The 12783-nt window shown below is 41.5% G+C and carries 7 protein-coding genes, 4 tRNA genes and 1 pseudogene; 9 read left to right on the top strand and 3 right to left on the bottom strand.

Annotated elements, in window-relative coordinates:
- Positions 1 to 45: 45 nt before the first annotated feature.
- Positions 46 to 972 carry a hypothetical protein gene (locus Q0688_RS14960; protein WP_299078396.1) on the bottom strand — a complete coding sequence of 309 codons (927 nt, stop codon included), beginning with the start codon at positions 970 to 972 and terminating at the stop codon, positions 46 to 48.
- Positions 973 to 1337: 365 nt separating this feature from the next.
- Positions 1338 to 2420: a membrane dipeptidase gene (locus Q0688_RS14955; protein ID WP_299078393.1), complete on the bottom strand. Its 1083-nt coding sequence runs from the start codon at positions 2418 to 2420 to the stop codon at positions 1338 to 1340.
- A gap of 205 nt (positions 2421 to 2625) precedes the next feature.
- Between Q0688_RS14955 and Q0688_RS14950 the strand changes: the two genes are divergently transcribed.
- The 5 genes and pseudogenes from Q0688_RS14950 to Q0688_RS14930 form a co-directional block, all read left to right on the top strand.
- Positions 2626 to 5088, top strand: a complete 2463-nt coding sequence (locus Q0688_RS14950) for a TonB-dependent siderophore receptor (protein WP_299078390.1) — start codon at positions 2626 to 2628, stop codon at positions 5086 to 5088.
- A gap of 282 nt (positions 5089 to 5370) precedes the next feature.
- The gene (locus Q0688_RS14945) at positions 5371 to 6861 is read left to right on the top strand and encodes an aldehyde dehydrogenase family protein (protein ID WP_299078387.1); all 1491 of its coding nucleotides are present in this window, start codon (positions 5371 to 5373) and stop codon (positions 6859 to 6861) included.
- A 242-nt stretch (positions 6862 to 7103) separates the two neighbouring features.
- Positions 7104 to 8549 (top strand): Na+/H+ antiporter NhaC, encoded by a 1446-nt coding sequence (gene nhaC, locus Q0688_RS14940; RefSeq protein WP_299078384.1) that lies wholly within the window; start codon positions 7104 to 7106, stop codon positions 8547 to 8549.
- Positions 8550 to 8569: 20 nt separating this feature from the next.
- The gene (locus tag Q0688_RS14935) at positions 8570 to 9856 is read left to right on the top strand and encodes an FAD-binding oxidoreductase (RefSeq protein ID WP_299078381.1); all 1287 of its coding nucleotides are present in this window, start codon (positions 8570 to 8572) and stop codon (positions 9854 to 9856) included.
- 52 nt (positions 9857 to 9908) lie between these two features.
- Positions 9909 to 10052, top strand: a pseudogene (locus Q0688_RS14930) (IS4 family transposase); the annotation flags it as partial.
- Positions 10053 to 10335: 283 nt separating this feature from the next.
- Here the strand turns inward: Q0688_RS14930 and Q0688_RS14925 are convergent.
- Positions 10336 to 10411 (bottom strand) — tRNA-Val (locus Q0688_RS14925).
- A gap of 350 nt (positions 10412 to 10761) precedes the next feature.
- On the opposite strand from Q0688_RS14925, the gene gltX reads away from it, so the two are divergent.
- From gltX to Q0688_RS14905, 4 genes are all read left to right on the top strand, one after another.
- Positions 10762 to 12171, top strand: coding sequence for a glutamate--tRNA ligase (gene gltX, locus Q0688_RS14920; RefSeq protein ID WP_299078376.1), 1410 nt, complete (start codon positions 10762 to 10764; stop codon positions 12169 to 12171).
- An 88-nt stretch (positions 12172 to 12259) separates the two neighbouring features.
- Positions 12260 to 12335: transfer RNA gene (locus tag Q0688_RS14915), tRNA-Ala, on the top strand.
- A 152-nt stretch (positions 12336 to 12487) separates the two neighbouring features.
- Positions 12488 to 12563 (top strand) — tRNA-Glu (locus tag Q0688_RS14910).
- Between the two features lie 144 nt (positions 12564 to 12707).
- A tRNA-Glu gene (locus Q0688_RS14905) sits at positions 12708 to 12783 on the top strand.

Genomic DNA, 12783 nt, shown 5'->3' with positions numbered 1-12783 from the left:
CATAGTTATGGTTTTAAATGAACAACGATAATATTGACATTATCATTATTTTAAATCGGCTATATCTGCTTCTGCTGCAATATAACCAAAGGCCGACCAACTTGGTGTTTTCAAAAGGTCTTCCATTATTTTAAGCGCTTCTTTTTTTCTATTATTGTAAAGATGCCAATTCGCAAACCCATAAACTAAACCAGCGTTACCAGGGCCGGCGATATCGTTTGCAAAAACATCTTCATAGGCAACTTCACCTTTATAAAAAAGACAAGCTCTATGGTAGGCGAAGTTCTCAATAATATTCATGTCAGCATCAATTTTATCAAGCAATGCAGCAGCTTCTTGGTCACGGCCCATTCGTTTTAATATCATGTAAAGCCAGTGCGTAGTGGCAACTATTCCGTCATCATTGTCGGTATTGCGCAAATCTTCCTCAAATACACGACGAGCATTTTCCCAATCTTTTTTGAGATAATATGTTAAACCTAGGTGATATCTAATGTTCCCTTGAGTTGTTGTCAATGGAATGTTCATTGCGTTAGGTAAACCATCTGGCTCAACCTGATCTTTCTGCCCCTTCATCATCTTCGCTGCTTTGGAAAAGTCCTCAAGAGCTTTGTCCAATTGACGAGTAGATATATAGCGATGTGCTCGGTGACGTAGCATTCTTATGTCTGACGGATGTTTTTCTACACCCTCAGAGAAAATTGCAATAGCTTCTAGATATCGCCCTAAATAGGCGGTTCTGCGTCCATACCAGATAAGTTTTTCAGGATCGTTTGGTGCCGCCTTGTAAGCTGACTTGGCTGATTCGTACTTAGCGAATGCACTAGCTGACGGAGCAGCTGAATAGAGTCTTTGCCCTAATAAAGACACACCTTCAAAACTCGCTGTCTCTGAAGAAACTGAGTTGTTTGCAGACGCACTCGTTAGAAAAAATACAGTGGTGGCACCGTACAATATAGATTTTAACTTCATTTTACTTCCTCGTTGGTTTTCTAATATCGATTTTTGCTGCCGTAAACGGCAAGTTTAAAAAATATTTAATGGTGTTTATCAAAAGAAGGATGCCATTGTTTGACTTACCCAACTCTGCAGGCGGTCAATGCCCGTTTACTTGTTTTCCTTTCTACGGCCACGACATTTCGCTGCAAATAAAATAAGCGAAGTCGCAACAGTTATAAAAAAGGATAACTACTAACATTGTTCAGAGCACATGACTTTACAAGAAGTCATGTGCTCTTTAGTTTGTGAATGAAGTACCAAAGGGAGTCATTAGTTAATGGACCTTTTTATACATCATGCTTTAATTAAACGAAGCATGTTACATCCGATTTTCAAACCTATCCAATGACGTTTTTATACAGCTGTTGTAAATTTTTGCCCATAATTTTTTCAATATCTAGTGAGCTATAGTTACGTTTGCGTAGGCCTTCCCAAATCACTTCCATACGGTTAGGGCCATTGAGTTCGTCAATGTAAAGAGGCCACTCTTTAATATTAAAATTCTCCCCTTCTTCTTCGGCTAGTTCCGCCAAATATTCATCGGTCATTGTGATCACTCTATGGTCGCGATCACTACCAATTGCAATATGGTCAATACCGGCTGTATTTACTGCATGGACAATGTGGTCAAAATAGGCAGAAAGAGCGACATCAGGGCGAGCGTGGGTTAAAAAAGGACGAATCTGGCAAACACCGGCAACTCCCCCTTTATTGGCAAGCGCCTTAAGGACCTTATCGCTGGTGTTTCGTATATTCTTATGAACTGACTGAAATCCGGTGTGAGAAATGATTGTAGGTTGGCTTGATGCGTCTATAGCATTGAGCATTGTTGCTTCATTGGCGTGAGAGAGATCGATTAGCATACCCACCCGATTCATCTCTTTAATAATCTCAGTTCCAAAACGAGTAATGCCAGAACCATTCAATTCCTTACAACCAGCACCTACCCAGTTTTGATAATTGTAGGTTAGTTGAGAACTTCGAACGCCCAATTTATAGAATTCTTCTACACGTGAGATATCCCGTCCGAACTGAGCGCTATTCTGAAATAGATAGAAGACAGCGATCTTATTTTCTCGTCTCGCCTTACTAATATCTGCGATTGCTCTACCTTTAGTAAGCAAATCAGGAAATTGCGCTATAAAATTATCATATTCGGTTATTCCCATCTTGGCTTCTATATAAGCTTGCTGCTCATAAACCTTAGGGTCAGTCAGTGTCACAGTAATTGCGTTAAGGCCACTCTTTCTAATTTCTTCGATAAGTGAGCGAGAATAGGTTGGTCTCATTTCTCCCATCGCATCAAAAATCATAGAGTTTTTTGAGGACCCTTTAAATGAACTTGCTAATACGGAACTAGACACGGTTTGGGCAAGTACTGTTGTTAGGGTACCAGCAATAAAATGTCTTCGATTGATCATGATTTACACTCCTGTTTTTCCTATAGGAAAACAATAGACCTTTTATATAATCTTTGCAACTCCTTGTTTAAGTGTGAAATATTTAATTTAAATGTGTAATTAATGGGTTGCAAAGGAGGAATAAATAGTTACTATAGGAAAAATTGTTTCGAAAATAGACGGTGCTTATATATATATTTATGAGCAACTACAGTGAGGAGATAATATGAAAAATATGCTTTTAACACCCATAGCATTAGCTACGTTAGCGTTAGGGAGTTCTGCAGCTTTTGCCCAAGAGAACCCTAATGATAAAAGCGTGAGCTCAGAAGCGAACAATAGCGAAGAAGTAGAGCAAATTGTTATACTTGGCTCTCGACGACTTGGACGGACAGATACAGATAGTGTTGTGCCTGTTGATGTTATTGATCCAGGTATGATCGATAGTACAGGTTATTCAGACCTAAACGATGTGTTGCGTACCCTTGTCCCTTCATTTAATGTAAGACGACTGCCACTTAATGATGGTTCTTCGTTTGTGCGTCCTGCTACGTTACGAAGTTCTCCTGCGGATCATGTGTTGTTATTAATGAATGGCAAACGTCGTCACCGTTCGGCAACCGTACAAATTGGAACCGGCCACGCCACAACATCAGGCTCTCAAGGACAAGACTTCAATGTGACGCCACCTATTGCGTTTGACTCTATTCAAGTGCTAAGGGATGGCGCCTCTGCTCAATATGGTTCAGATGCAATTGCTGGGGTGATTAACTTGTCTCTCAAAGATGATTCTGAAGGTGGATCCATTAGTACTGAAGTCGGAGAGTATTTTGATGGTGGTGGACGCACTTTCGATGTACAAGGAAACATTGGTTTACCTCTAACCAAGTCTGGATTCTTAAATTTGAGTGGGCAGATTATCACTCAGTCAAAATCTGAACGTGTAGGAACCCATATTGGTGTCCAAGGATTGTTAGAAATGGGGGTGCAAAACGTACCTCTTGAAGCTGGTGCAACAGGCGATCCTGAATATGATGCAGTGAAAACTGTTTGGAATGCGGGTATTGATCTGGGTGCGGGTCGAGAAGCTTATCTTTTTGGTAATTTCATGAAATCAGAAAGTGAAGTTGGCTTTTCCTATCGTCAATCATTAGCTGCTGGTGGCCTTGGTGCGCATTCTACCTATGCGGATAGTGAATACGATAATACCGATGAACATCCTGAAACATTTGATCTTACAGCCATCTATCCAGGTGGGTATATCCCTCAATTTGGTGGCGACCAGACTGATTTCAGTACTGTTTTTGGTGTTAGACAAGAAGAGAATGAAAATTTTGGATGGGACGCCTCATTCAGATGGGGAAATAACAAAATCGAATATAGCTTGTGGAATACTATAAATGCATCTTTAGGTGTGGAATCCCCAACGAGCTTTAAACCTGGCTCTTTGGCTCAGCGCGAGTACGAAGTCAGTTTTGAAGCCTTCAAATCTATACCGGTTCAAAGTTTTGCAAGCGATTTGTATGTTTTTGGTGGTGTAACACATCGAAATGAAGAATATACAATTGGAGCTGGAGACAGAGATTCCTATGCTGCCGGTGCACTTATAGACCTTCCGGTTGGTGCAAACGGCTTTCAAGGCTATAGCCCCGATATTGCAGGTGATTTTGCTACAACAAGCTACGCAGGCTACCTAGAGATGGAAGCTGACATCACAGAGCAATTGATATTATCTGCTGCTGGTCGATACGAAGACTATGAAGCGTTTGGGGATAATTTCAGTTATAAACTTGCCACCCGTTTCAACTTTTCTGATGCTGTAGCCATTCGTGGTGCATTTAGTAGTGGGTTTAGAGCCCCTGCCGCTGGACAATTATTCGGCGGGTCACAAACATCTCAACTCGCCGCTAATGGTGATTTTATTTTAGATGCGGTTTTAGTTCCGGGGTCTTCTGCGGCGCAAATTTTTGGTTCTGACGCTTTGGAAGCAGAAACATCCAAAAGTGTTTCTGCGGGTTTAGTTTTGTCACAAGATAACTTTTCAGCAACGCTTGATTTTTACCAAATTGATGTTGATGGTAGACTTTTGTTGTCTGAACAAATTGATACGACCGAACAACAGCGTACACAACTTGACAGTATCGGCTATACAAACGGTCTGAGTGTCCTAACCGTTCGTTACTTCCAGAACAAACTTGATACACGTGTGCGTGGTGCTGATATGGTTGCCACTTATGTTGCTGATTACTCTAACAGCGATCACTCTACCGACTATAGCCTCGCTATTAGCTACAACGAACAAATTCTGCGTAGTGACCCAACAGGTATATACACAGAAGATAAAGTGCTTGAATTTGAAGATGGCATTCCAGCATGGCGTGGTAATTTTACCGCTACTCATCATGTAGGTGACTTTAACTTGATGGCTCGTGCAACCTATTTTGGGGAATGGACTCGTGTTGACCGTGATTATATTAAAACTCGAGATGCAGAGGTGATTTTTGACCTAGAGCTAACCTATACCGGATTTGATCCAGTCGACATTTCTATCGGAGCTCGAAATGTCGGAAATACCTATCCACCAGCGCGTCGCCAAGCGTTTGTTGATCGTGGAACTCCATATGATAACCATTCTGTATTTGGAATTAGTGGTGGATATTACTATGCAAAATTTGGTTACTCATTCTAGAGTCTATTTTTTTAGAGTTTAGTTAAAATTTCCTGGCAAAGGAGCGCTTTTTATATTCGGGCGCTCCTTTTTTTAGGACACGTGTGAGTTCTAGAGCATTACTTTTACAATCCATTAGAAATTAAAAAATTTACTTGATATAAAACCATGGCCAAAATATTAGACCTTTCATTTCTAAATGAAGTGACTGCAATAGTTCTAATAACTTGCAGCTATCATGCATGCAAAATAACTTAGTAAGCCTATCAATGACCCAATACCCCAATATTTAAAGGAAACATTATGATTAAGAAATACATGTCTGCAATGGGCGTGAGAGAAGAACAATATCAAAATGGAGATTTTATTGTTCAATCACCTATTAATGGCTCGCTCATTGGAAAGGTTTCATTAGACAGTATTGATTCCATCGAAAATAAAGTAGGAAATGCCAAAGCTGCATTTCAAGCTTGGCGTACAGTTCCCGCACCTAAGCGTGGCGAGTTAATTCGTCTGCTTGGTGAAACGCTGCGTGAACACAAAGAAAACTTAGGTGCCTTAGTATCATTAGAGGCAGGTAAGATTAAAGAAGAAGGTCTAGGTGAAGTCCAAGAGATGATCGATATCTGTGAGTTTGCTGTCGGTGTTTCTCGCCAGTTATACGGATTGACTATTGCTTCAGAGCGCCCAGGTCATCATATGCGCGAGACATGGCACCCTCTGGGCGTAATAGGAGTCATTTCGGCATTTAATTTTCCGGTTGCTGTGTGGGCTTGGAACTCTGCTCTTGCCATCATCTGCGGGAATCCTGTGATCTGGAAGCCATCAGAAAAAACCCCTCTAGTAGCACTAGCTTGTCAGGCGCTGTTTGAAAAAGCACTAGCAAGATTCGGTGAAGCACCTGAATATTTGTCACAAGTATTATTAGGTAAAACAGATATCGGTAATGCTTTAGTTGAAAACAAAGATGTCGCCTTGATCAGTGCAACAGGTAGCACGCGCATGGGTAAAATTGTAGGACCTAAAGTGGCAGAGCGTTTTGGCAAATGTCTACTCGAATTGGGTGGTAACAATGCTATGATTTTGACACCGAGCGCAGATTTAGATCTTGCTATCCGAGGTGTTTTGTTCTCCGCGGTAGGCACGGCAGGTCAACGTTGTACCACGCTACGCCGTTTATTTGTTCATGAATCTATTAAAGAAGATATTCTGTCACGCGTAAAATCCGCCTATGAAACAGTCAGTATTGGACACCCATTAGAAGGTAACTTAGTTGGGCCACTCATTGATAATGACAGTTTTAATAACATGCAGTTGGCTTTAGAAAAAGCGAAAGACTTAGGAGGAAAAGTCACAGGTGGCGAACGTGTATTGATGGACAAGTACCCTAATGCCTATTATGTGAAGCCTGCTATTGTAGAGTTTGACGAACAAAATGACGTTGTAAGGAATGAAACGTTTGCACCTATCTTATACGTTATGACTTATAAAAACTTTAATGACGCACTTGCTATGCAAAATGATGTTTCACAAGGATTATCATCTTGTGTATTCACTAACGATTTACGTGAAGCAGAGATCTTTTTAAGTGATCGAGGAAGTGATTGTGGAATTGCGAATGTCAATATTGGTACAAGTGGTGCTGAAATTGGTGGAGCATTTGGAGGCGAGAAGGAGACGGGGGGCGGTCGCGAGTCAGGATCGGATGCATGGAAAAATTATATGCGTCGTCAGACTAATACTGTCAACTATTCAACGGAACTACCGCTCGCTCAAGGGATTAACTTTGGATGATAGTTTTTCACTTACTATGAAATACAATCACTTTTCGGGTGTAAAGCATGTTTGTTTATGCTTTACACCCGAAGCGCAGAATTGTAGTCCATCAGTGAGTAAACAATCAGTTGAATATTGATAACTGCAATTTGGCGCAAGCGCTTGATATTATTTAAGTTTCATTGCAAAATTACTAATTGCAAGCAACCAAGGATGGGCTGCTACGGCTGTTAGTTACTACTAAATAAGGTAGGTGTATTATGATGGACGACAAACTTCACAATCCTGTTAACGATGACTCCCCTAGATTTTTACTTGATATAGCTCCTCTAGTTCTAACGGCCATGATTTTGATGGTTCAGTTTTTTGTATTTAAAGATTTCACACCCCATATTCCTTTAGCTTGCGGTATCCTAATCACTGGCTTATTTATGAAGCTAAGAGGGCGAGATTGGGAAGGTATGGAAGCTAGTTTTTTAAAGGTCGTCAAGATAGGCTTACCAGCTATGATCATCCTAATGAGTGTTGGGATGCTAATCGGCTCTTGGATAATTGCAGGTACAGTTCCAACTATACTCTATTATGGTCTTAGTATCTTTTCACCGTCCTTATTTCTATTCTCACTCTGTATTATTTGCTCCATTATTTCTGTTGCTACAGGAACTTCTTGGGGCACAGTAGGTACAGTAGGCCTTGCTATGATGGGCATAGGTGTTGGCCTAGGTATTCCTCCTTATCTTACTGGTGGTGCAATTGTTTCTGGCGCTTTTTTTGGTGACAAAATGTCACCTTTGTCTGATTCTACTAATCTGACGCCAGCCGCGGCTGGGGTGGACCTTTGGGAGCATATTAGAGGAATGTTACCGACGACAATTCCCGCTATGATTACAGCACTCGCTATCTACGCTTGGATTGGTTTGGATTATGGTAACGATAGTATTGATATGTCTTCAATTAGTGTTTTGAAAGCGGCATTAATGGATAACTACAACCTGAGTCTAATCACCCTTTTACCTGCCTTTGTAGTTGTAAGTGCCGCAGTCATGAAAGTACCAGCCATTCCAACTGTACTATGTGGTGTAGTCGTGGCCTCTTTGGTCGCTTTTTTTATGCAAGGCGTTGGGGTTAGTGACATTTTCAACGTTTTACAAAATGGTTTTAAAAGTGACACTGGTTTTGATGTCGTTGACCAACTGTTGTCAAAAGGGGGGGTGATGTCGATGACGTGGGTAGTCACCTTAACCATATTTGCCTTAGCCTTCATCGGTTCACTTGAACATTACGGCACTCTAAATGCCATTATGGTAAAAATAAATAAACTCGTTAAATCACGTTTAAGCCTAGTTTTAACTACATATACTAGTGTTATTGGTGTAGGTACTATAATCGGAGATGTATACACAACATTAGTGCTTCCCGGTCGTTTATTAAAAGATAAATATAAAGAAATGGGTTATAAGCGCACATTGTTGACTCGCAGCATAGAAGACAGTGGTTCGCTTTTGTCTCCACTTATTCCATGGAACATGGGTGGTAGCTTTGTCGCAGCGACACTTGGAATAGCAACATTAGCGTATGCACCTTTTGCGTTTGCCTGTTGGCTTTCGCCTTTGTACGGTTTGCTATGGGCTATTCTTGGGAAGTTTTCACCACGTGAAGATCCATCAGTAGATTCGAATACCGCAACAATTCCTGCTAAAAAATAATCAAAGCGCAGGAGTATGAGATGTTGCAAGAGAAATGCTTATGGAACGTTTCTACCCCCCAAATTCATCACTATGATGAGCTGAGTAGCGATGCTCAGACCAGCGTTTGTATTATTGGCGCCGGCTACACAGGACTATCGGCAGCCATACACTTGGCTGAAAAAGGGTTCAAAGTTATCCTATTAGAAAGTCAAACTATCGGCGGTGGTGCTTCTGGGAAGAGTGTAGGCCTCGTAAATGCTGGTACTTGGGCCCAACCTGATGATATGAGAATAACCCTTGGCGCAATGGAAGGAGAACGGTTAACTGAGGCACTTGGAAATGCACCACGCCTCGTGTTTGATTTGATTAAAAAGTACGGCATTGAAGCACAAGCGACGCAGTCAGGTAATATCCATATGGCACATAATGCTAAAGGCGAAGCCGATGTAGATACCAGATATCAACAGTTGATTCGCCGCGGGGCAAATGTTGAGGTATTAACGGGAAGCCGTTGTCATGAGTATTGCGGAACCAAGAGTATTAATAAGGCGTTACTTGACCACCGTGCAGGCACGATAAACCCACTTGCATATGTCAATGGCCTGGCTGAAGTAGCTGTTAAGTTGGGTGTGACAATTCATGAAAATTCAACAGTTAACTCATTAGAAAAATCGGTTGGTAATTGGTACGTTAGAACTCCGAATGCAAATGTAAAAGCTGAACGGGTGATTATTGCCACTAATGCATACACAAAAGGTGAATGGACAGAAGCTACAAAAACATTCTATTTAGTCTCTTATTATCAGATAGCATCTGAATCACTTAGAGGAGAAATGGCGGACCGTATTTTGCCATACAAAACAGGGGCATGGGACACGCGTATAGCGCTATCTAGCTTTCGCCGTGATAAGGATGGCCGTCTCTTACTAGGAACTGTGGGCGGCAGTGCATATAAACCGAAAGGGTTTTATCAGTTGTGGGCAAACAATATACAAAAAAGTTACTACCCTTATCTACCCAAGTTTAATTGGCAGTATGAATGGTTTGGTAAATTTGGTTTTACACAAAATCATATCTTTCGGGTGTTGGAGCCTGAGGAAGGTATACTGACCGCGACTGCATATAATGGCCGTGGTATCACAACTGGAACTCTTATGGGTAAGTGCTTTGCCGACTATATTCAAACCGGGGATAGGGCTTGTATTCCATTACCATTCAAAACATTAGAAGAGTCAAAAGTCTCCGGTTCAAATCTAAAGTCAGCACTTACTGAGCTAGGTTTAACCCTATACCACACGGGACAATGTCTCAGAATCATTAGTTAGTCCAATAATTAGACATGCAATATAGACCCCTCTAATAAATTTCTAGAACTAGAGTCGCTTTACACTTAGAAGTAATCTGCCTGAGCTAATGCATCAGGAATTGTGGGGTGTTTAACTGGCATACAATCTTATCCGCTACAAAATGATATTGATGGCTCAATCTCTGAAGAGTGTCTTTCCCAACCAACTGAGTTTTTCTTTTAACTTAATGATAATGTTAGAGCAAGAAAATAAGCTAAATACTATTTTGTACAATTTAGGTTTTTGAGTATTGTTCCTCGTTTTCCTTTTGGCTCAGTGGTATCGGCCTTCAGCCCAGTAAACACAAAGTCTGTAGAGGATGAGTAAACACTTATTGACCCACAAATGTCCCACAAAAGTCCCATTGGCGGCCCACAAATGACTCACTGGGGTCCCACGGGCTAAAATTGTTCGATATTTGAACAGAAAATTCTGAGGTAAGTGCTTGATATATAAGATGGTGGACGCTACTGGACTTGAACCAGTGACCCTCGCCTTGTAAGGGCGATGCTCTCCCAACTGAGCTAAGCGTCCATATTTTGATAGTCACTTTATTTATACTGATGTTAACCAGTGACCTCCGCCTTATAAGGGCGATGCTCTGTTTTTATAACTGAGCTAAGTAATCTACTTGTTCTTCTTATTTGCCGTTGGCTGATAAGAGGGCGCTATTATAGGGTTGGACTTTTGACTGTCAACATCTATTTTAAAAATACTGTTTAATCGAATAAAAAGTGCGCTGAATTCTGTTCTTTTAGTTTTTTATGGGGAAAAATTGCATCGATGTCCTTTGAATCTTTTATTTAAACTCACCCTTTGACGATATAAATTGTTGCGATTGGCTGTTAAAATGCTGCCAATTTTTAGAACAGGTTTTTATATACATGACAACAGTTACTCGTTTTGCTCCTAGTCCTACTGGTTATCTTCACGTTGGTGGGGCGCGTACCGCTCTTTATTCTTGGTTGTATGCCAAAAGCAAAGGGGGAAAGTTTGTATTGCGTATCGAAGATACAGATATTGAGCGCTCTACCCAGGCGGCTATTGATGCGATCCTCGAAGGCATGCAGTGGTTAGGCCTAGATTGGGATGAAGGGCCTTTTTACCAGACTCAGCGATTTGACCGTTATAATCAACTGATTGACCAATTGTTAGCTGAAGGTAAAGCTTATAAGTGTTTTATGCCTGCTGCAGAGTTGGATGCTATCCGTGAAGAACAAAAAGCTAAGGGTGAAAAACCACGTTATCCTGGTACGTGGCGCGACCGCACCGATCATCCAACGGATCAACCTTTTGCTATTCGCTTTAAAACTCCGTTAGAAGGCAGCGTGGTAATTAAGGATCATATTCGCGGCGATATTGAAATTGCTAATAGCGAATTAGACGATTTGATTATTCGCCGCTCTGATGGTGCGCCTACTTATAATTTTTGTGTGGTGGTGGACGATTGGGATATGGGCATTAGCCATGTAGTACGCGGTGAAGATCATATTAATAACACACCAAGGCAAATCAATATCTTGCAGGCATTAGGCGCGCCTATTCCTGAGTATGCCCATGTGTCTATGATTTTGGGCGACGATGGTAAGAAGCTTTCAAAACGCACTAATGCGGTTGGAGTGATGGAATTTAGGGATGAGGGTTATTTACCTCAAGCGCTATTGAATTATTTGGTGCGCCTTGGCTGGTCTCATGGCGATCAGGAAGTATTTTCAGTTGATGAAATGATTGAGTTGTTTTCTTTGGATGCCATAGGTCAATCGGCTTCGGCGTTTAATACCGATAAGCTTATCTGGTTAAATCAACATTATATGAAGGCACTACCAGCTAAAGACGTAGCAGAACACGCTAAATGGCACTTTATGCAGCAAGGCATAGATGTAAGCCAAGGTCCAGCACTGGAAGATGTGATCAGTGTGCAAGCAGACCGTGTTAAAACTTTAAAAGAAATGGCCCAAATCAGTGGATATTTTTATCAAGACTATGATGGGTTCGATGAAAAAGCCGCTAAAAAGCATTTACGCCCCGTTGCAAAAGAGGCCTTGTTAGTTGTACAAGGCAAATTATCTGCCTTGACCGAGTGGAATGTTGAATCGATTCATCATGCTATAAATCAAACAGCTGAAGAACTAAACATTGGTATGGGAAAAGTGGGGATGCCTTTACGTGTTGCGGTGACAGGTGCGGGTAATTCACCCTCGTTAGATCTAACTTTAAATTTACTAAAACCTGTACAAATTGAACAACGTATAAACAAAGCGCTGGAATATATAGCAAACAGAGAAAATTCTTAAAAAAATCGTTGACATAAAAAGGGCAGATGCCTAGAATGCGCCCCGCTGTCAAGGAATGACACCTACTTACTTCAAACGAGATAAGTTAGGGGCCATAGCTCAGCTGGGAGAGCGCTTGCGTGGCACGCAAGAGGTCGGCGGTTCGATCCCGCCTGGCTCCACCAATATCAAGGATTCTCTACTACCACCTAGGCCAGTAGATGAAAAGATAGATAAGAATTTTGGTTTTTGTAAAGCATCAAAAATAAGGTCGCGCGATTCGCGAGCTCATCTTGCCTACAAAAATCTGCAAAGCTTGCTTTGCAACAAGATTTTTGTCCCCATCGTCTAGAGGCCTAGGACACCGCCCTTTCACGGCGGTAACAGGGGTTCGAATCCCCTTGGGGACGCCATTTAACTTTTTAGTTAAAGGCGGTTTTACCGAGAAAATAGCGTAACACATAAAGCTCGAGTCTTTATTTGTACTATACGCCATTACCTTAAAAGCTCAGGATGTGAGTTAAACTAATCGATTGTCCTAGTGACACATATTCTGTGTCCCCATCGTCTAGAGGCCTAGGACACCGCCCTTTCACGGCGGTAACAGGGGTTCGAATCCCCTTGGGGACGCCA

It is taken from the genome of uncultured Paraglaciecola sp., from assembly GCF_937123705.1.
Lineage (GTDB): Bacteria > Pseudomonadota > Gammaproteobacteria > Enterobacterales > Alteromonadaceae > Paraglaciecola.
The sequence above is the reverse complement of the archived record's forward strand: the minus strand, read 5'-3'. Positions and strand labels throughout refer to the sequence as shown.

Bases quoted from the DNA above. Each gene is read 5' to 3' on its own strand.
- nhaC (WP_299078384.1), top strand. From the start codon at position 7,104: ATGATGGACGACAAACTTCACAATCCTGTTAACGATGACTCCCCTAGA.
- Q0688_RS14945 (WP_299078387.1), top strand. From the start codon at position 5,371: ATGATTAAGAAATACATGTCTGCAATGGGCGTGAGAGAAGAACAATAT.
- Q0688_RS14950 (WP_299078390.1), top strand. From the start codon at position 2,626: ATGAAAAATATGCTTTTAACACCCATAGCATTAGCTACGTTAGCGTTA.
- Q0688_RS14960 (WP_299078396.1), bottom strand. From the start codon at position 972: ATGAAGTTAAAATCTATATTGTACGGTGCCACCACTGTATTTTTTCTA.
- gltX (WP_299078376.1), top strand. From the start codon at position 10,762: ATGACAACAGTTACTCGTTTTGCTCCTAGTCCTACTGGTTATCTTCAC.
- Q0688_RS14955 (WP_299078393.1), bottom strand. From the start codon at position 2,420: ATGATCAATCGAAGACATTTTATTGCTGGTACCCTAACAACAGTACTT.
- Q0688_RS14935 (WP_299078381.1), top strand. From the start codon at position 8,570: ATGTTGCAAGAGAAATGCTTATGGAACGTTTCTACCCCCCAAATTCAT.